The 19256-nt window shown below is 61.0% G+C and carries 15 protein-coding genes; 8 read left to right on the forward strand and 7 right to left on the reverse strand.

The window, feature by feature from the left end:
• Positions 1 to 82 precede the first annotated feature (82 nt).
• The 3 genes from wrbA to G442_RS0112845 all read left to right on the forward strand — a co-directional run bounded on the left by wrbA (position 83) and on the right by G442_RS0112845 (position 2641).
• Positions 83 to 682 (forward strand): NAD(P)H:quinone oxidoreductase, encoded by a 600-nt coding sequence (gene wrbA / locus G442_RS0112835; protein WP_026398316.1) that lies wholly within the window; start codon positions 83 to 85, stop codon positions 680 to 682.
• Between the two features lie 308 nt (positions 683 to 990).
• On the forward strand, positions 991 to 1692 hold the full coding sequence (locus G442_RS0112840; RefSeq protein WP_026398317.1) for a pirin family protein: 702 nt from the start codon (positions 991 to 993) through the stop codon (positions 1690 to 1692).
• Positions 1693 to 1810: 118 nt separating this feature from the next.
• Positions 1811 to 2641, forward strand: a complete 831-nt coding sequence (locus G442_RS0112845; protein ID WP_051292301.1) for a creatininase family protein — start codon at positions 1811 to 1813, stop codon at positions 2639 to 2641.
• A 170-nt stretch (positions 2642 to 2811) separates the two neighbouring features.
• Here G442_RS0112845 and G442_RS0112850 read toward each other — a convergent pair whose 3' ends face one another.
• The 4 genes from G442_RS0112850 to G442_RS0112865 form a co-directional block, all read right to left on the reverse strand.
• Positions 2812 to 4131: an MFS transporter gene (locus G442_RS0112850; RefSeq protein ID WP_026398319.1), complete on the reverse strand. Its 1320-nt coding sequence runs from the start codon at positions 4129 to 4131 to the stop codon at positions 2812 to 2814.
• A 32-nt stretch (positions 4132 to 4163) separates the two neighbouring features.
• Positions 4164 to 5831: a GMC oxidoreductase gene (locus G442_RS0112855; RefSeq protein WP_026398320.1), complete on the reverse strand. Its 1668-nt coding sequence runs from the start codon at positions 5829 to 5831 to the stop codon at positions 4164 to 4166.
• A gap of 223 nt (positions 5832 to 6054) precedes the next feature.
• A complete protein-coding gene (locus tag G442_RS0112860) occupies positions 6055 to 6990 on the reverse strand; it encodes a sugar phosphate isomerase/epimerase family protein (protein WP_026398321.1) in 936 nt (311 codons plus the stop codon).
• 52 nt (positions 6991 to 7042) lie between these two features.
• Positions 7043 to 9430 (reverse strand): TonB-dependent receptor, encoded by a 2388-nt coding sequence (locus G442_RS0112865; RefSeq protein ID WP_084440582.1) that lies wholly within the window; start codon positions 9428 to 9430, stop codon positions 7043 to 7045.
• A 368-nt stretch (positions 9431 to 9798) separates the two neighbouring features.
• On the opposite strand from G442_RS0112865, the gene G442_RS0112875 reads away from it, so the two are divergent.
• Both G442_RS0112875 and G442_RS0112880 read left to right on the forward strand, forming a co-directional pair.
• Positions 9799 to 10848, forward strand: a complete 1050-nt coding sequence (locus tag G442_RS0112875) for a LacI family DNA-binding transcriptional regulator (RefSeq protein WP_084440583.1) — start codon at positions 9799 to 9801, stop codon at positions 10846 to 10848.
• A 27-nt stretch (positions 10849 to 10875) separates the two neighbouring features.
• The gene (locus G442_RS0112880) at positions 10876 to 12219 is read left to right on the forward strand and encodes an amidohydrolase family protein (RefSeq protein WP_026398324.1); all 1344 of its coding nucleotides are present in this window, start codon (positions 10876 to 10878) and stop codon (positions 12217 to 12219) included.
• A gap of 123 nt (positions 12220 to 12342) precedes the next feature.
• Here G442_RS0112880 and G442_RS22225 read toward each other — a convergent pair whose 3' ends face one another.
• Genes G442_RS22225 through G442_RS0112895 form a run of 3 tightly spaced genes read right to left on the reverse strand, consistent with a single transcriptional unit; the run spans position 12343 to position 15535 of the window.
• Positions 12343 to 13086 (reverse strand): ABC transporter ATP-binding protein, encoded by a 744-nt coding sequence (locus G442_RS22225; RefSeq protein ID WP_146882464.1) that lies wholly within the window; start codon positions 13084 to 13086, stop codon positions 12343 to 12345.
• Positions 13083 to 14087 (reverse strand): ABC transporter ATP-binding protein, encoded by a 1005-nt coding sequence (locus G442_RS0112890; RefSeq protein WP_026398325.1) that lies wholly within the window; start codon positions 14085 to 14087, stop codon positions 13083 to 13085. Before G442_RS0112890 ends, G442_RS22225 begins: the two co-directional genes overlap by 4 nt.
• Positions 14087 to 15535, reverse strand: coding sequence for a M81 family metallopeptidase (locus G442_RS0112895; protein WP_026398326.1), 1449 nt, complete (start codon positions 15533 to 15535; stop codon positions 14087 to 14089). The genes G442_RS0112890 and G442_RS0112895 overlap by 1 nt, the downstream gene beginning before the upstream one ends.
• Before the next feature lie 171 nt (positions 15536 to 15706).
• On the opposite strand from G442_RS0112895, the gene G442_RS0112900 reads away from it, so the two are divergent.
• The 3 genes from G442_RS0112900 to G442_RS0112910 are packed head-to-tail and all read left to right on the forward strand — an operon-like array spanning position 15707 to position 19028.
• Positions 15707 to 17248: an ABC transporter substrate-binding protein gene (locus G442_RS0112900; RefSeq protein ID WP_026398327.1), complete on the forward strand. Its 1542-nt coding sequence runs from the start codon at positions 15707 to 15709 to the stop codon at positions 17246 to 17248.
• Positions 17245 to 18162, forward strand: a complete 918-nt coding sequence (locus G442_RS0112905; protein WP_026398328.1) for an ABC transporter permease — start codon at positions 17245 to 17247, stop codon at positions 18160 to 18162. The genes G442_RS0112900 and G442_RS0112905 overlap by 4 nt, the downstream gene beginning before the upstream one ends.
• A complete protein-coding gene (locus G442_RS0112910; RefSeq protein WP_035376613.1) occupies positions 18159 to 19028 on the forward strand; it encodes an ABC transporter permease in 870 nt (289 codons plus the stop codon). Before G442_RS0112905 ends, G442_RS0112910 begins: the two co-directional genes overlap by 4 nt.
• Positions 19029 to 19256 lie beyond the last annotated feature (228 nt).

Here is a 19256-nt window from a genome sequence, read left to right on the forward strand (position 1 = left end):
TTCATTGATGTCGTCGGGCTCGTAGGTTCATGGACGAGACGCAGGCCCAAGCGGCCAGCACAATGAAACCGGGAGCCTCGAAATGACGAAAGTCCTCGTTCTTTACTATTCTTCCTACGGCCACATCGAGACCATGGCTTCGGCGATCGCCGAGGGCGTGCGTGAGGCCGGGGCGGAAGCGGTTGTGAAGCGCGTGCCGGAATTGGTTCCGGAAGAGGTCGCCAAGGCCAGCCACTTCAAGGTCGACCAAGCTGTGCCGCTGGCGACGCCGGGTGAACTGGCCGACTATGATGCGATCATCGTTGGCAGCCCGACCCGCTTTGGCCGCGTCTCCTCCCAGATGGCGAATTTCTGGGATCAGACCGGCGGGCTCTGGGCCAAGGGCGCGCTGATCGGCAAGGTCGGCGCGGCGTTCACCTCCACCGCGTCACAGCATGGCGGACAGGAGACGACGTTGTTCTCCCTGCTCACCACGCTGCTGCATCACGGCATGGTCATCACGGGTCTGCCCTACAGCTACCCCGGCCTGACGGAGATGAACGAAGTCGCGGGCGGCACGCCTTACGGCGCCAGCACACTGGCTGCGGCGGACGGCTCCCGCGCGGTCAGCGCCAACGAAGCCGGCGGCGCCCGCTTCCTGGGCAAGCACGTGGCCGAACTCGCCACGCGCCTGAAGGGCTGAAAACCTGACAGGTGAGCCATCGTGGCTCACCCCTGTAAGCGTCCCGCCGCAAGGCGGGCGTGATTGACCAGAGATCAGGTCGCCGCCGCTTTGTCCCGGCGTCGTCTAAACGGGACAAAGGGACGCGCTGACCAGCGCGCCAGCCGGATGTCCGGCGGCGCGCCCCGACTGGACCGGCAGGCCGGGAAGACCCGGTGCCGCCGACGAACGTTTTGACGCCCGACTCTTTGGGCTCGCCACACGCACATATTCAGCCGCTCTCGCGTCGGATCGTCCGGCCTCCCTGAGCGGAGCAAGGAGAACATATCATGATCGAAGTCAGACCTTTCGACGGACTTGGAGCGGCCAATCACGGTTGGCTTGACGCCCACCACCACTTTTCCTTCGCGGGGTACAATGATCCGTCGCGCGTTCACTGGGGCGCCCTGCGGGTGTGGAATGACGACAAGATCGCCGCTGGAGAAGGTTTCCCGCCTCATCCGCATCGCGACATGGAAATCATCACCTATGTTCGCTCCGGCGCGATCACGCATGAGGACAACCTCGGCAATCGTGGTCGCACGGAAGCGGGCGACGTGCAGGTGATGTCGGCTGGAACGGGCATCGTCCACAGCGAGTTCAACCGCGAGGACGAGACGACCACGCTCTTCCAGATCTGGATCATGCCGAGCAAGCGCGGCCATGCTCCGCGCTGGGGCGCGCGTCCTTTCCCGAAGGAGGGGCGGTCCGGTCACTTTGTGCCGCTGGCCTCCGGCAAAGACGGCGACGGCGACGCCCTGTGGATCGGCGCGGACGCCCGTGTGCTCGGCGCGACGATCAAGGCAGGTGAGAAGGTGACGTATGAAACCTCTCGCGATCGCTTCCTGTATCTGGTGGCGGCGAAAGGCGCGATCACCATTGACGGTGTCGACGCAGCCGAGCGCGACGGGGTCGCCATCCGCGACGTGGAGCGCGTCACAGTGACGGCGCGTGAGGACGCGGAGCTGGTTCTCGTCGACAGCGGCGAGTAAATCCGAAGGCGTCAGGGGGCGTCCGGTCTTTCTTCGACCGGGCGCCCCCTTCGTCTTGTCTGAAACTTCGGGCCGCCGCATATCTCGCCGGGCGTCAGCGCAAGGGAGATCACCGGTCATGAAGCACTCAATCCATAATCGCCTCGGCCGTCTGGCGTTGGCGCTGCTGGCGTCGGCGTCGCTTGCAAGCTTCGCGACGGGAGTCGCCAGAGCGGCGCCGCAGGTCGAGCTCCAGCGTCTGACCTGGCCCGAAATTCGCGACGCCGTGCGCGCGGGCTATGACACCATCATCATACCGGTCGGCGGGACGGAGCAGAGCGGTCCTTACATCGCCGTCGGCAAGCACAATGTTCGCGCCGAGGCCTTGGCTGACCGCATCGCTCGTTCGCTCGGCAATGCGCTGGTTGCGCCGGTGATCGCCTATGTTCCCGAAGGCGGTCTTTCCCCCCGGACATCGCATATGCGTTTTCCCGGCACGATCACGGTGTCGCCCGCCGTATTTGAGGGACTCTTGCGCTCAGCGGCGGATAGTTTTCGTGTACAGGGGTTTCATACCGTTGCGTTTATTGCCGATCACGGCGGCTACGTGTCGCAACTGCGCGAAGTTGCGACCAGTCTCGACAAGGCATGGAGCGGGTCCGGCGCACATACTCTCTACGTGGCTTCCTATTACAATGTGGTCGGCGGCGCCTACGCTGACGCCCTGCGCGCGCGCGGGCTGGGAGATGATGTCGGAAAACATGCCGAACTGAGCGACACGTCCCTGATGCTTGCCGTCGATCCGTCGATGGTGCGCGAGCAGGCCTTGCGGTCGGCCCCGAAGCCGACAACGGCGGATGGCGTGTATGGCGGAGATCCCCGCCCCGCAACGGCGGAACTCGGCAAGATCGGCGTGGACATGCAGGTCAATGAGGCGGTAGCAGAGATACGTAAAGCGCAAGGACGTTAGGGTCTCGGAGCATCGTATTTTTCACACGGTTTTCCACGAGGGAATATTGGGCGGCGGTAAAGGCTGTAGCTCTCTTGTCGCGAAATATGAACGCCGGAGCGTAAAGCGTGCGGAGTGGTTCATGTCCTGAGTGACGCCAGATTATAAAAAATTTGTCGACAGGCTGTAAGCTATAGCCGCTGCGCTGGCGCAAGCCGGGACCATAGAGAGAGCGGCAGGAACTGGACGACTGCGGTGGCGAGCGGCAACCATACGAACCCGGTCGTCACCCAGGGAATGAGCCCGGGGGATTGTTCCGCAAGGTTTGGCGCATAGTGTCCGCCTGAAAGAAGGAACGCCAGAATAAAGCCGGTGGCTCCCATGGAAACTTTCGTGACCAGCGTGTTGATCGCGTAGGCGAGGCCGGCTGTATTGACATCCGACTCCGCCTCTCCGTCGTCGATAGCGCGAGAAAGTAGAACGTAATAAAGCGGCGAGGCGATGCCCTGGGCGAGGCTAAGGAGTATAAAGCCGACATAGAATGCAGTTCGATCAGATCCTGCAAAGTCGATTGCGCCATAGGCGACAACTTGTAGCACGAGCGAGTAAATTGCAGTTCCGACGATGCCTGCGCGTTTGACGCAGGATGGCGTCGCCGCAGCGCCCAGAAATCCCATGACTGTTGCGAGAGTCAGGAGCTCTCCGGCGAAAGTTTCGCTCCCGCCAAGACGCACGCGTACATAATAGATTACAAAGCCGTATAACGTCCCGATTCCGATGAATTGAAAGAAAACAAGAATGTTGCACAGGTGCCATCGGCGGTTGCCGATCAGCGCGCGAATCAGTTCACTGGCGCTACGCTGGACGGGAGGCGGAGCATGGCGGACAACGCAAAATCGGGAGACGATCCGCCACATCAGGCTGCCGGCGATGGCCAGGGCCAAAACGTAGAGCACGACTCCCTTCTGGCGTTGAGCCCCGCTTACGCCGCCGCCAAGCCAGTCTATGGCGGGAATTGTCAGCAATGCTACGGCAAACTGTCCGATCTGACAGCCCATCATGCGGAATGTATTGAGTTCCACCCGGTCTTGTTGGGCGGTGCTGATCATGGTCGCCAAAGCCCCATACGGGGTATTGATGCAGGAGTATATGGCGCCGAAAAGAATATATGACGCCCCGGCCCAAAGAACCCTCGCGTGAGGAGACAGCGGGAGGGGAAGAAAGCAGATAAATGCGGACAGACCGAACGGAATGGCAAGGCGGCGGATCAAGTGTGGCACCAGCAGGCCGCCGGCGCGGTCGACAACGTATCCGATCGCCGGATCGCAGACAGAGTCGAACAGGCGGGCGACAAGCAGGATCCAGGCGACGGATGACGGTGGAATATCGTAGATATCAGTATAATAAAACATAAGATATGAGGTCGTGAGCCCCCACATCAGGTTTGATGAGAGGTCGCCGCAGCCATAGGCCGCTTTCTCGCGAAAGGAAAGCGTGTCCGATATCGCCATAAACTAACCTCTCAACCAGATTGGAACGTTTTTCAGAGTCGTCCCGATTTCAGTTCGGATGCGAGATGATTGCAGGCCCGCATGCTCTGGGCCATCACCGTAAGCGTTGTCCCAAGAGCGCCGCCGGACGGAAAGCTTGACGCGTCCGTAACAAAAAGATTCGGAACATCCCACGATTGGCCGTAAGAATTCAAGACAGATGCATTTGGGTCGGCCCCCATGCGCACGCCACCGGTTTCGTGGATGGCTGCGCCCATGACCATACTTTTGGGAAACATCTTGCGGATAAGCCATCGGGCGAGGAATGATTTTTCTGGATATAATCCGGAACCGGACTCGCCAAGGCCAAGCGGGGACGCCCAGAAATCGACCTGTCCGCCACTCGCCTCGATCATATCCGCGCAGTCGCGAATCTGCCTGCGCAACATCGCCCGCTCGTTTTCGTGCAACACGCAGCGAATATGCGGCAAAGGCACGCCCCACCGGTCACGCCGTTTCGGGTCCAGCGTCACGGCATTGTCTTTCCATGGTAGCATCTCTCCAAAACCCATGATGCTAACCTGTGTTTCGTGCGAAGGGGACGAAGATGCGGAGCGACCGATTGAACCCTGAAACGTGTAGCCACGCGAAAACGCAGGATCGACGCTTCCCTCGGCATTTTCGTAGCGCGGGAGGTACATCCCCCCAGTGACGCCGTAGAATGGATGAGACGGCAACGTGACGTCAGGCCCGCTTCGCGCGGCAGCCGGCCAACGGCCGAACATCAGACTGGCGCATTGATCCATGAAATAACGACCGAGAGTCCCGGAACTGTTGCCAAGACCTTTCGGGTGCCGTGAAGATTTCGAATTCAGCAGAAGGCGTATGCTCTCGACGGGGGACGCGCAGACGACGACAGATCGAGCGTTTACAATATGACGTGCTTTTGTCTTTCGGTCTATCCAGGCGACGCCCGTGGCGCGACCAGAAGTCTCGTCGGTGAGCACCTGATGGACTATCGCGTTGGAGTGGACCGTAAGGTTGCCTGTGGCCGCTGCGGCTGCAAGAGCAGGGGTAACCGGCGATCCGCTGTGCGGGTTAAAACGCCACGCGATGACCGATCGGTTTGGCCAAATTTTTTCAACGCTTTTACGGAATGATTGTTCTTCTGGCGTTAAAACGGCTCCCTCGGCCATTAAGCCGTCCGGGGCCGTCGGAACCTTGTCGAGATTGCCGTGGATGCCGAGAAACTGTTCGACCTTCTCATACCACGGAGCAATGTCGGCGTAAGAGAAAGGCCAGTCTGCGCCGCCCGACTTCCTCTCTGCCCCCTTGAAGTCATAATCGGACCAGCGAAAAAGAACGCGGCCATAGGCGTGTAGCCTGCCGCCCACTTGATGGCCACGAATCCACAGGAAGGGCGCGTCTTTGGGGGTGGTGTAGCCGTGCGTCCAGTCGTTGACGAAAAGATGCTTAAGCTGGCTGTTGAAAAATGCAACACGAGACTGAATGTGCTGCCCGGCGAGCGTCGCGACGATCCTGGGGAGGAGATGCGCGTCTTTGCCCGCAGGCTTGCGGCGTGTGGCGAGCCCGTCCGGTTGAAGCGTGTGGCCGGCTTCAAGGACCAGCACCGAAAGGCCTTGCTCGGTCAGTTCTTTGGCGGCGAATCCGCCTGCAGCGCCGGAACCGACGACAATTGCATCGTATTGTTTTACAGTCATGGAATTTTCCTGCTGGCAAGGCGTTGTGAGCGCCTCGCTTGGCTGGTCAGGCTTTCAGCTGACGGAACGCGCCGCACAGTTGCGGGCGATGGTGGAATCGGCGTCTGACCAAGATACTTTAGAATTTTTATCGGAAGCCAGACCGTTTGTGTGTGACCCGATCATGAAGCAATGGACTGCTTCCGCGCGAAGGCAGGGTAGGGGGCGGAACCTCCCGAACCGTTCAAGGGCTGTCCGCCGTAGCCAGCGTTCGGACGAACGAAACCCCTCGCTGCAACGCGGGTATCGGATCGGGGCAGGCGTCCAACTCCAGAATGGGTCCGCACAGAAGCGGCGCCTGCGTCAGTAGCGCATTCAGTTTGGCGAACGGAGCGCGCCCTTCGCCGAGTTCACAGAAAAACGGCCTGTGGCGGGAATGAATGTCGGCGGTGATCGGGGTATCTACCGGCATGGGTCCGATGGCGTCTTTCCAGTGCGCAGCGACCGTGCGTTCAAGATGACGCTCCAGAACACTTTCAGGAAGTCCGCCTTCGAGGATGATGTGGGCAGGATCAAGACATAGATGGACGTATCTTGGATCGGTCAGCAACAGGAATAAGTCGACGTCTCTTGGCGCGCAGAAAAGACTGTGCGCTTCTGTATGCAGCGCCAGCCTGACGCCTTCCCGAGCGGCTGCGGCGCCCATGCGATTTAGTAGGGTCGCAATAGGCTGCGCGAGCGCAAGATCGACGAAAGAAAGCGGATCCTCAAGGAAGGTGGTGCGACATGGAAGTCCCGCAACTAATACGGTTCCGCCGATAGACGACAGAAACTGGGCTGTCTGTGTGACGGATTCCAGAATTTCGGCCTCTGAGGCGCCGTAGTTGGCTATGGGGATTCTGTCGAGGTCCGGAAAGAAGCAGGACCATACCTCAATGCTTCGGGCGTCGAGTTCATGCTTGAAGGCGTCGGCTGAGCCGAACGCGAAGATTGCGCCGCGCCAATCGAAGGGTGGGAAGGTAAGCTCCACACCTGAAAGTCCCGCTTGCTGAAGGGAGTCCAGGATACGCGTCCAGAATGCACGAGGTTGTGCTACGGCCAGACTCGTTATGGCTTCGGCAGTATCCACCCCCCAGAAAACAGGGTTGTAGAACGTAACGAGATCTGTGCCGATTTTCATAATGTGGAGGCTCCGTAATCTGGATCTGCTTTTGGGAGAGTCTGAGCTTTCCTCAGAAAGATGTGGAGACGCTGCCGGTCATGGAAAAACGCGGCTCCACAAAGAACGTGTTTGGCGAAGAGTCGTCGATATTCGACAGGGATCCGTTCATAAGTCTGACCTGATGCGCGTTGGTCGTGACGCCTGTAGGTCCGGTCCTGACGATAGACCCCGTCAGATTTGTGAAGTTTAACCTTATGCTGGGACTCTTCATGAAACCAATGGATTGGAAGCGGTAACCCAGCGATAGCGTATCGGTCACATAGCCTGGCATATGTTCATCTCCGGCCAGCGTCACGGATTGGGATGAGGCGTAATGTAGGCTGAAATTGCCGAAGAATCCTCCCTTTGTATAGGAGAGACCGAAATTCGCCATCACTTTGGGCGACATCACGGCGGTGTTTCCCTTGGTGTGGATGTAAGAACCATCCAGCGGGATGTTGGAGTCCATGGTCGCATGGAGATATTCGACCGAGGCGTAAGGGCTGAATCCATGAATGGGATGGGTGGACACCATCAGATCCACGCCGCGGGCAGTCTGATTGCCTGCGTTGATCGTCGCAGATTGCCCCGCCTGCACGTATGTGGTCAGAAGGCGATTGGTTATGTTGTAATTGAATAAGGAGAGATCGACGATCACTGTATCGTCGTGATAGCGATACCCCAGTTCCTCCTTGATGGCGTACTGATTTTTGGGCAGTGATCCAGTATTCGGGTTCACTGCGAGGCTTGCAGGAGACGGCTGGCGGAAATCGCCTTCAGCGTTGATGTAAACCTGATGGTGCTGGTTGATCATGTACCCGGCGGAGATATGTGGTAAAGGCACGCCGGTATTGAGTCCGAGGGAGGATCGCGTGCGCCCGGTGCTGGAGTTGCTCCAGGACTGATCCCAGTAGTTGGTCATGACATATTTCAATCCGCCTTCGATGGTCAGGCGATCATGAAGATATTTCGCGTGATCTTCAAGAAAGAGAGCGTGCAGCTCATAGCCAGCCTGCACGCGGCTCGTTACGCGTGAGCCGTTGGCGTAATACAGCTTGTAAGCGTCCGCGTTGACGGCGGACGACGATCCGTCGGATGGCGTGAGATTGACCGGTTCCTTGAAAATCTGATCGTCGTTCTCGTACCAATAACCAAGGCTGACATGGTTGTGACGATCGATGTCGTAACCGAGTTTTGCGACAGCTCCCGTCTGGATATACATCGTCTGGTCGTAGAAGGCGGTCAGCGATTGACCGGCAGGCACGGAAGCCCCGGAGGAAGTGAAGTACTCGCCTGCTGCTGACGAGACGCCGCCGCTGTATGATTCCGGACCGAAGCCCGTATTGAAGTAGGGTGTCAGGTCGAAAGAAAATTTGGCGGGCAATACGATATGTATCGGGGACGATAGTGTGATTTCGTTCCAGTAGCTGAGATTGTTCTTCCAGTAGTTGTTGTTTTGCGCGTCGTAATGGTCGGAGCGCCCGAAGCCATTTCCGGTGTGCTTGTAGTTGTAAAATTGTTCGGCAGTTGCGTAGTTATCGACAACGGCGTCTGTATGATTCCACGACAGGAAGAATTTGAAGTTGGACCCGTTGTCGAATTCATCCTGAATCCCGACGTCAACATTCTTCCTTTTGTTGATCCCGGCGCCCATCCACGAACGTGCGTGCGTGTTCGAAAACGAGGCGTAGCCACGAAGGTGCGTGTTTCCGATTTCGCCAGACTCTAGACGAATATATTCTCGTGACATATTATTCGTGCCATACGAGAAATCCGCCATGCCGCCAAATTTTCGAGCTGCATTGTGGGTAACGATCGACAACACGCCTGCCGCCGCGGACGTCGCGGGCAGATCGGTTGGCGAACTGCCGGGCTGTATGACGATAGAGTCGATATCTTCCGAATCGATGTCCTGATTGATGTAGTTAATGCCTGTCGCGGGGCCGCCATTCATCGTGATGGTCATGTCCGCATCGGTCAGGCTGCGAATTTCCGCGCCGCCGGTCGCGCCGCCGGTAATGCCGGATGTGTTGTTCGTGGCGACGTTCATGCTGGGTACGTTACGAACAAGATCGGCGACAGAGCTCTGCGGCGCCCGCATTTCTATATACTGCCGCCCGACGGTCTGAACGCTGTGCGAAGCCGTTTCGGCGCGCATCATGCCGCCGCCCCCATCTAAAGGGTTACGCGACCCGGAGACGCTGATGTCTTCGTGTTGATCCGGGCGTTTGAGCGGGACTTTCGGCTTTTGCCGGGTTTTCGCGACGGCTGAAGGCGCCGACCCCTGAGAGGGCGCCACGGCATGGCGGGCGGTCGGCGGGTGGCGGCCGGCTGAAAACGCTGATGTCGCGAGGCTGGTGGCGCCCACCAGGGCGAGCGCTACGTGACGGCTCCGCGGGATGTAGAGTTTGGCCGACATGTCGAAACCCCTCCGTTCGCAGAATTGCGACTATCTGAACGCGCGCTTTAAAGCGGACAGCGTTCTCATGAATGCGATAAAAATGGCATACGATTGCCGCGCGCATCGCGTCAACAATATTTCGAATTGGCATCATTAAGGGCGGATAAAAAATCACTTAAAATATTGATTTATATGAATAAAAATATTATACATAACCAAACATCGGGTCGGAATTTTATATGAACGTCCTCATAAAATCTAAAAAATGCACACAATGATGGCATTCGATTGTTGTATAAAACGAGTCCGCACGTCTCGTGCAGGGCGCGGCTGGTCACGTGGCAAGGGGGCAGATATTTTGAGTCTCGGTATGAGGAGGGCGGGTTATGGTGGCTGAGGCGGGCGATACGGGGATACTTCCCCGTCAAGGCAGGGTTACGATCGCCGATATTGCTCGGGATATAGGGGTGAACCCCTCGACCGTCAGTCGCGCCCTCTCCAACCCTAGCCGTGTCAGCCCAGAGACACGAGAACTTGTCTCCCGGGCGGCCGAGCGTATGGGGTACGTTGTGAACCACACGGCGCGGAACCTGCGTACAGGCCGCACGAATATTATTCTCGTCGCAGCCCCATCATCTGAGAACAGATCCATATCCCCTGTCGTCATAGACGTGCTGCGCGGCGTGTTTTCCGAAGCCAGGAAAATGGATTACGGCGTCCTCGTCCGGGAGACGGAAAGCGACGTCGACGCATTGACGCGGGGACCGGTCAGCGGCGTTGCGGATGGGATCATCAGCGTGTCGGGCACTGAAACTGTGATGCGCGCAGGCGGTCTGACCCCCGACCTTACAGGCGTGCCGATCATCAGCCTCCTGATGGATCAGACCCGGCGAGGTATTCCCAGCATCATAGCTGACGAAGAAGCGGGGTTTCGACAGATCACCGACTACCTGCTGACGAAAGGGCATCGTCGGTTCGCTTATGTGGTCGGACCGGGGATGGCGAGTGAACACGATCAGCCTCGCTACAGGGGGATGTGCGACCGCCTGTCTGAAGAACTGGGGGCGCCCGCGCCCGTGCGACTGATTGCGGGGGATTTCGACTTTCGATCCGGGGCGCGAGCGGCGGAGCAGTTCCTGATGCTTGCCGAGCGCCCGACTGCGGTCGCCTGCGTTTGCGATGCAGTTGCCTTGGGCTTCATGCATCGCGTCAGGGAGGCCGGGCTGCGGGTCCCCGGGGACGTGGCGGTCACCGGCTATGATGATGTAGACTTCGCGAACTGGACAGATCCCGGCCTGACGACGGTGTCGCAGCCCACTGTTGAAATCGGTCAGGCAGGCGCCCGTATGTTGATCGACGCCTGTCTGGGGAGATTCGATCTGACGGCGCAGAGGGTGATCATGCCAGTCAGCCTGGTTCGTCGTGAGTCGGCGTGAAGGACGGCGGACGTGCGGAGCGCGATGGTGAGTGAGCTTGTTATAACTGCCCGGGTTTTATCGCCCGTGACCCCGCAGGCGGCGGTAATGGAAGACGTGGCCTTCCTGATCGATGAACGAGGAAATATTCAGGAACGGGCCGTCAAGGGTGGTGCGCTGTACGCGGCCCTGTCGGCGCGCGAGGACGTGCGGCGCATGCCCTCAGACAGTCTTCTGATTCCCGGCGTCACTGACCTGCATATTCACGCGCCTCAATGGCCGCAGGCCGGAATGGCGCTCGATGAACCGTTGGAAAGATGGCTTGGCGTCTACACTTTTCCGCTGGAATCTCGTTACGATGACGTCTTTTTCGCGGAGGAGGTCTACAGCGATCTGGTCCGGACGTTGCTTGAAAATGGCACCACCACAGCGCTCTATTTCGCGACCATTCACGAAGAATCCAGTCTGGCCCTCGCGCGAATCTGCCTTGAGCAGGGGCAACGCGGCTTTGTCGGTCTCGTCGCCATGGATAACGCGGCTCTCTGCCCCCCGACATATAGGCACGCCAACGCACAGCAGGCTCTTGATGCGACGCGAAGATTCATTGCCGCAGTTCGTGCGTTGCCCGGGAACGAGGGTGGGCTGGCGCAGCCAGTCATAACGCCGCGCTTCATTCCGGCCTGCTCTGACGCGCTGCTGGAAGGGCTTGGCGAACTGGCGGCTGAAACGGGCGTCAGGGTTCAGACCCATGCGTCTGAAAGCGATTGGGAACATCGCCATGTTCTTGAAAGAACCGGGAAGACTGACACAGAAGCCCTGGATGGTTTCGGATTGTTGCGAGACGCTACGGTTCTCGCTCACGCGGGGTTCCTGAACGCGACGGACAGGGCGCGGGTGAGGGCGCGCAATGCGGCGCTCGCGCATTGTCCGATTTCAAACGCGTTTTTCGCGGGCGCGGCGCTTCCGGTGCGGACCGTGCTCGACGAGCACACGCGTTGCGGTCTGGGCACCGATATTTCCGGAGGGTATTCCCCGTCCATTTTTGAAAACGCGCGTCAGGCTGTCGTGACGTCGCGCCTCCTGGAGAGCGGCGTCGATCCGGACCGCTCTCCGGGCGAGCGTGGACGCCCTGACAGCCGCATCACCTTTCAGGAGGCGTTCTGGCTCGCAACGCGAGGCGGCGCGGAGGCTCTTGGGACGTCAGCAGGGCAGCTGCTGCCCGGGCAAGCGTTCGATGCGCTCGAAATCCGTAACGGCCGCAGAGGATTGCGACTTTCGCCTACCGACGATGCAGAACGCTGCGTCCAGAAAATCGTCTGCCACGTCACTGCGGAAAATATTGTCCGCGTCTGGGTCAACGGTCGCATGGTCGTTGATAAAGCATATAATTAAACAGTTTTTCAAAAATTTCACTCCGAACGTCTGAAAGAGACGCTGTAGTCGAAGCGGGTGCGCGTGAAACGGCGAGATCCTATGCGACAGGCAGTTCCCGCCCGCTCACGCATAGACGATCGTTCAACCTCGGTGGGCCTCCAGAAGGGTTTTTGTATATTCATTCTGCGGCGCGGCAAACATTTCCGCGACAGTTCCCTGCTCCACGACCTCGCCATGCCGCAGCACCACTGCGCGGTCGCACAGTACGCCGACAACCGCCAGATCGTGCGTAATGAATAGCAGCGACAGCCCCAGATCGTCGCGCAGGTCCATGAGCAGGTTCAGAACCTGCGCCTGCACGGACACGTCGAGCGCCGCCGTGGCTTCGTCGGCGATCAGAAGGCGCGGTTCGGCGGCCAGCGCTCGCGCAATGCCGATCCGAGCCCGCTGGCCGCCAGAAAATGCGTGTGGAAGTCGGCCATACGCGCTTGCTGGCAAACCGACACGCGCGAGCAGGGCGAGCGTCCGCGTCCTGCGCTCATCTTTCGCGCAGATGGCGTGAATGGCCAGAACTTCCGCGATCTGCCGACCGACGGACATGTGCGGGTCGAGGCTTGCGAACGGATCCTGAAAGATCATCTGTACCTGACGCGCACGCGGGCCGCTTCCGGCCAGTTCGATCTCGCCGGAACTGACGGGCGCAAGTCCGGCGACGGCGCGCGCTATCGTACTTTTCCCAGACCCGGATTCGCCGATAAGCCCGACAATCTCTCCGTTCCCGACTGTAAGAGACACATCCTTTACGATCGAGCGCCAGCGTCGCCTGAACAGCCTGCTCTCAGGGTAGGAAACGTGAAGGTTCCGGACGGAAAGCAGCGGCGTCATGGCGCGACCGCCCACTCATCGGCGCGCAGGCAGGCGACGTTGTGCCCGACTGCGACGCCGCGCAGGGCCGGCTGCGTTTCCATGCAGGCGGGTTGCGCCGAAAGGCAGCGTGGCGCGAACACGCAACCTTCAGGACGTTCTCCCGGCGCAGGCGCAGAGCCGGCCATGCCGCGCAACCGCAGGCGACCACGCGCGTCGGGCGTCATGGATGCGCGGTTCGGCAAGGAGGCGAGCAGCCCTTTGGTGTAAGGATGCCGGGGCGCGCCAAGCACGTCGGCAATCGGGCCTTCCTCCAGCATCCTGCCCGCGTAAAGGACCGCAACGCGGTCTGCAATGGCGGAGGCTGCGCCGAAATCGTGGGTGATGAACAGTGTCGCGGTGCCGCGTTCCGTCGCCATATCGCGAATAAGCGCAAGAATCCGCCCGCGCGTACCCGCGTCGAGCGCGGTGGTTGGCTCATCGGCAATCAGCAGGGCGGGCGCGGCCGAAAGCGCCATGGCGATCATGACGCGCTGGCGCATGCCGCCTGAGAGCTGGTGCGGATAAGATGACAGGCAGCGTTCAGGGTCTGCGATGCCGGTGCGGCCCAACAGGACCGCTGCCTCCCGCCGCCGATCTTCGCCCGTGTTCAGGTCGTCGCGATGGAGGACGAGACATTCGTTGATCTGCGCGCCGATTTTCATCGCCGGATTGAGCGCGCTCATAGGTTCCTGAAAGATCATGCCGATGTTGCGGCCCCGCAGGGCGCGAAAGGACCGTTCGGACAGTCCGGCCAGATCGACGGTCCTGTCTCCGGTCGTCAGCAACGCGCGGCCGCCGCTGATCCGCCCGCCGCCTAAAAGCCCCATCGTCGAAAGCGCCGCAACGCTTTTTCCCGAACCGGATTCACCGACAAGGGCGAGCGTCTCCCCGCGCGCGATCGTCAGCGATATCCGCTCCAGCGCCACGGTCTCGCCGAAAGAGACGCTGAAATCCTCGAGCGAAAGGGCGGGCTGCGTCATTAGCCCCGACGCTGGGTCTGCCCGCGCGGCTGAGGAGCCCACGCGAACTCGGCGTCGAACGGATAGGTCGGTCGATGGGTCAGCTCGCGGCGCAGATTCGCCACGTCCTGATTCACGACGCCTTCGGATAGGGCCATCAGCGACGGGTTGGCGAGTGGAGCCAGTTCCGGCGAGAGATAGCCGGATTTCACAGCGACGATCTTCGCTTGCGCCGGGTCCAGACCCACACGCGTGAAATCAGCGATGTTGTGATAGGGGCGACGGCGCGCGGCGAGAACGATGGTGACGCCACGATGGCGTAGCACGGCCTCGCGCTCGGCCGGATCGTCGTTCGGGATCAGCCCGATCACTTCGCAGTCCAGAGACACGCGCACGCCTTTTGGGTCGAGCGACGCCCCGATCTGGAAAGTCTGCACGGCGCCGATCCCGGCGGCGAATGCGGCCTCGCAAGCGGGCGCGTCGGTGATCGCCGCCACGACTGCGCCCTGCGCGTCCTGACGCACAAGCTCAGCCAGCGCGTCCGCCCGGTCGCCCACGCCGCCGCCGGTCGGGTTGTCTCCGGAATCCGCGATGACCGCCGGCGCCGTTTGCGCTGCGATGGCCTGCTCGACACAGGCTTCGATGGTTCCGGTCGGAACTCCGAAGACAAAGTCGCGCCGCGCGTCCCACCACGACTGGGCGATCTCGGCGGCGGTTCGCGTCAGCACGGCGTCATCCGTGCCGGTCACGACGGCGCAGGCGGTGACGCGTGGTTCGTCCGCCCACACATAACCGACCATCAGCGCGGCGTCCCAGACGCCGGAGCGTTCGTCATACTCTGGCAGACGCGCATAGAGCGACTTCGTCGGTTCGTCTTCCGTGCTGGTGCGTTCGCCCGGCAGAAGAACCGGAACAGGCGCCCAGACGATGCTCGGCCGGACGCCAGCCTTCAGTGCGTCCGTCAGCATTTCGACGGCCCGGCGCATCGTGCGCTCGACATCGATATGCGGGGCTGTGCGGTAGGCGGAAAAGATGTCGAGCGCGTCGATGATCGGCTGGCTGACATTGCCATGCAGGTCATAGCTGGCGGCGACGAAGCAGTCCGGCCCCACGACTTCGCGGGCGGAGGCGATCCAGTCGGCCTCTGCGTTCTGCATGCCTTCGACGAACATGGCGCCGTGCATTGCCAGATAAAGCCCGTCCAGCGGCAGGGCGGCGCGAAGGCGCGCAAGAAAATCGGCCTTGAACGCCGCGTAGGCTTCCTTCGCCACCGGTCCGCCCGGCACGGCGCGGGCATGCAAAAGCGGCAGGAATTCAGCGTCGAAATTCTTCAGGAAGCCGAAATAAGGCGATGTGGTCATCTCCGCGCCGCGCATCACACGGAAATGTTCTTCCCGAATCAGGACAGGATTGTACGTGCTGCATTCGGTGTGAATGCCGCCAAAGGCGATGCGCGGCTGCCTGATCATGATGGGCTCCTGAAACGATGACGCGACGCCGGGTCCGGGGACCGGGCGTTTCGATAGCGACCTTATTTCGATTGATAAACCAGATCGCTGTCAATAGACTAACTTTGTTAACCAAAGGGGCGTGATTGTTTTGGCTGTTGCGCCAAATCTGACCCGCCAGCGAGGCAATTGGTGTTACGATTCACGGCTGGCCTTGTGTGCGTCGCGCTGCTTGCCCCCTTCGCAGCTCGTGCGGCGGACGACGCGCCGCTAACCGTCATGCTGTCCGAACCGCCGCGGACCATGGATCCGGCCGATCAGAACGCAACCGAAACAGCATCAGTTCTTGAACCGTTCTACGAAACGCTGTTGAAACGGGACGCTCGGGGGACGATTCAACCGGGTCTGGCGACGTCATGGCGTCCGTCCGCCGATCGTCTCGTCTGGACCTTCTCCATACGTCCCGGTGTGCGCTTTCATGACGGCGCGCCATGTGACGCGGCCGCCGTCACCCGTTCTCTTCAGCGCCTGATTGATCGGAAAGTCGCGTTGGCGGGCGCCAGCGTCTATCGCGCGGTCATTGCGTCCGTGCGGCAGGACGGGGAGACGGTTGTCGTGACCCTTGCGCGTCCCTACGCTGATTTCCTGTCGCTCGTTACACTTGTGCAGTCGGCGATCGTTTCGCCCGTCGCAGTGGAGGCAGGCGAGCTTTCCCGCCGCGCCGACGGCACGGGGCCGTTCCGCTTCGTCTCTTGGAGGGCGGGGGAGGACGTATTCGCCACGCGCAACTCCGGCTATTGGGGCGTCGTGCCCGCAATCGCCGCCATCGACTGGCGGTGGTCGCCTGAACCGTCCGTGCTCAACATGGCGTTGCAGACCGGGGACGCCGATGTGGTCATTCCGCTGGCGCCCGTCTTCGCCCGCGTTTACGCACCGGGTCAGTCGGCGGCGGCTCTGGCTACCGTGAAGCGGCAGCGCAGCGCTGCGTTGTTCTGGCTGGCGTTGAATACGCGTCTGAAACCACTTGATGACGCAAGAGTGCGCCGGGCGCTGGGTCTGGCGATAGACCGGCGTGCGCTTGTGGCCGGATTGCTCGACGGGTTCGGCGCGCCCGCGTGCCACGCGCTGACGCCGGATATTCCGGACGCCCTGCCATGCGGGGCAGGGGAAGATCGGGCGCGGATCGACATGGCGCGAGCGTTGTTGAAAGAAGCAGGTCAAGAAAAAGGATTCTCCGTTTCTGTCGTCGTGCAAGAGCCGGAGGAGCCGATAGCCGAGGCGTTGCAGGCCATGTGGAGGCCATTGGGCGTTGTACTGAGCATTCGCCGGCAGGAAGCCGGAGTCTGGGTGCAGTCCGCCTTCGCTCCGCCGGAGGAGAAGGCGCGGGAGGAGACTGGCATGGCGCTGACGTCATGGTCCGCGCCGTATGTCTCCGACCTGCAGTTGCGGCCTTTGTACACCACCGGGAATTCCGCGCCGCATGGCGCGAACCTTGGTTTTTATAATAACGCGGATATCGACAGGATGATCGACGCTGCGGCGCAGGACAATCAGCCAGCAAGTCGCCACGAAACTCTGCTCGCCATTCAGTCCACGCTTGATCGGGACGCGCCGATCGTGCCGCTGTTCACACGCGACACACTTTACGGCGTGCGTAACGGAATTTCCGGGGTTTGGGCGGCGACGGAAGGCAGCATCCGGGTCGTCGACGCACGACGGGCGCAGGCGCAATGAGCCGACTTTTGCGTCGCGCCGCCGCGCTGCCGCTCATCATGCTGGGCGTGTCCGCCGCCGTGTTCGTGGCCATTCACGCTCTTCCCGGCGATCCTGCGCGGCTGATGGCCGGACCGCAGGCGCCCGAAAGCACGATCATGGAGCTGCGGGCGCGGCTAGGCCTTGATCAGCCGTTGGGGGCGCAATATCTCCACTTTCTGGAGCGCGCCGCGCATGGCGATTTTGGAATTTCGCTGCGGGACGGCTCGCCGGTTTCGACGGTTATCATCGAACGCCTGCCGTATTCGCTGGCGCTTGGCGGCCTTGCCTATCTGCTGGCCCTGCTCGTCGGCGTGCCGGGCGGCGCCTTCGCAGCAGCGCGAGAGGGTTCGTGGGGCGACAGGCTGCTGATGGCCGCGACGCTGGTCGGCGCCTCACTGGCCGGATTCTGGGTGGCGTTGCTGGGTATGGAGGTTTTCGCCGTACGACTTCGCTGGCTGCCGCTGATGGGCGCAGGCGACTGGCGGCATTATGTTCTTCCGGCGCTGGTTCTGTCGCTGCTGCCAATGGCCATGATCGTGCGGATGACGCGCGCCGGGGTGCGGGAAGTCCTGCGTCAGGATTACATACGCACTGCCCGCGCCAAGGGACTTTCACCGTGGACGACAATCACGCGGCATGCGTTGCGGAACGCGCTGGCGCCGGTGATCACAGTCGTCGCGCTGAATCTCGGAGGTCTGATCAGCGGCGCGGTCGTTACCGAGACCGTGTTCGACTGGCCGGGCGTCGGCAGGTTGCTGGTGGATTCCGTCCGTTACCGAGATTATCCGGTCATTCAGGGCGTCACGCTTTTGTCTGTTCTGGGCGTTCTGCTTGCGAATCTTCTGGCTGAAGGCGTGATCGCGCAGTTCGATCCGAAGGCGCGGAGCGCATGATCACAATGGGCATTCAACGCCTCGCGCGTCTGTTGCGACGTTTCCCGGCGCTTCCAGGTGCGAAGGAGCCGGAACTGCTCATTGGCGCCGTGCTGTGCGGCGTCGCAGCGTTGGCGGCGCTGTTCGGCCCGATGCTGCTTGGCGGCGATCCGGCGGTGCAGGATCTGTTTCACGTTTTGCAACCGCCGTCATGGAGCCATCCTTGTGGGACCGACGCCTTTGGGCGCGATATCCTGCTGCGGCTGGTGTATGGCCTGCGTCTGACGATCATGGAAATCGTCGTCAGCCTTGTGGTCGCGGCGGGCGTCGGCGTCCCGGTCGGACTCTGCGCCGGTATGGCGCCCGCATGGCTGGACAGCGCGATCATGACCGTGTCAGACGTGGTATTCGCTTTTCCCGGTCTCATTCTGGCGTTGCTGGTCGTGAGTCTGATGGGGCCGGGCCTCTTTCACGCCCTGTTGGCGATCGCGGCTTTTTCGATCCCGGTTTACATCAGGCTCGCTCGCAACCTGACGGTAAGCCTGCGCCATTCCGTCTGGGTCGAGGCGTTACAGGTGCTCGGCGCAAGCCGCGCGCGCATCCTGTTCCTTCATATTCTTCCGAACGCGGCGACGCCGCTTCTCGTGCAGGCGACGCTGAGCAGCGGCACCGTCGTGCTCTCGGCGGCCTCTCTCTCGTTCCTCGGCCTTGGCGCGCAGCCGCCGCTGCCCGAATGGGGCACGATGATGAGCGACGGGCGCAACGCGCTGGGGGCCGCCTTCTGGCCGTGCCTGTTTCCCGGACTTGCGATCGCTGCGGCGGTCATCGGGTTGAACTGCCTTGGCGACGGGCTGCGGGATCGTTTTGACAGTTCGTCCCGCCGGTGAGGCGCCAGGTGTAAAGCGCGGCGCTATCTCGTTGGCGCAGCGCGGGATGCCGAACGCGACGTGACGGCGCCGCCGGATCTGGCGCCCGGGCCTGATGCGTCTGAAGTTTTCGAACAACCTCTCTTTCCGGTCTGGTGGATTGCCGAGATCATTCCGTATCCGGATATATTTCACATGACGATCAGCGTCGGTCCATTCAGATTTTTCGTGTCGCTCGCTCGATCCGGC

The sequence above is a fragment of the Acetobacter nitrogenifigens DSM 23921 = NBRC 105050 genome (genome assembly GCF_000429165.1).
GTDB classification, from domain to species: domain Bacteria; phylum Pseudomonadota; class Alphaproteobacteria; order Acetobacterales; family Acetobacteraceae; genus Acetobacter; species Acetobacter nitrogenifigens.

Coding starts and splice junctions, on each gene's coding strand:
- G442_RS0112875 (WP_084440583.1), top strand. CDS start 9,799: ATGGTGGCTGAGGCGGGCGATACGGGGATACTTCCCCGTCAAGGCAGG.
- G442_RS0112860 (WP_026398321.1), bottom strand. CDS start 6,990: ATGAAAATCGGCACAGATCTCGTTACGTTCTACAACCCTGTTTTCTGG.
- G442_RS0112905 (WP_026398328.1), top strand. CDS start 17,245: ATGAGCCGACTTTTGCGTCGCGCCGCCGCGCTGCCGCTCATCATGCTG.
- G442_RS0112850 (WP_026398319.1), bottom strand. CDS start 4,131: ATGGCGATATCGGACACGCTTTCCTTTCGCGAGAAAGCGGCCTATGGC.
- G442_RS0112895 (WP_026398326.1), bottom strand. CDS start 15,535: ATGATCAGGCAGCCGCGCATCGCCTTTGGCGGCATTCACACCGAATGC.
- G442_RS0112840 (WP_026398317.1), top strand. CDS start 991: ATGATCGAAGTCAGACCTTTCGACGGACTTGGAGCGGCCAATCACGGT.
- G442_RS0112855 (WP_026398320.1), bottom strand. CDS start 5,831: ATGACTGTAAAACAATACGATGCAATTGTCGTCGGTTCCGGCGCTGCA.
- G442_RS0112910 (WP_035376613.1), top strand. CDS start 18,159: ATGATCACAATGGGCATTCAACGCCTCGCGCGTCTGTTGCGACGTTTC.
- G442_RS0112890 (WP_026398325.1), bottom strand. CDS start 14,087: ATGACGCAGCCCGCCCTTTCGCTCGAGGATTTCAGCGTCTCTTTCGGC.
- G442_RS0112865 (WP_084440582.1), bottom strand. CDS start 9,430: ATGTCGGCCAAACTCTACATCCCGCGGAGCCGTCACGTAGCGCTCGCC.
- wrbA (WP_026398316.1), top strand. CDS start 83: ATGACGAAAGTCCTCGTTCTTTACTATTCTTCCTACGGCCACATCGAG.
- G442_RS0112845 (WP_051292301.1), top strand. CDS start 1,811: ATGAAGCACTCAATCCATAATCGCCTCGGCCGTCTGGCGTTGGCGCTG.
- G442_RS22225 (WP_146882464.1), bottom strand. CDS start 13,086: ATGACGCCGCTGCTTTCCGTCCGGAACCTTCACGTTTCCTACCCTGAG.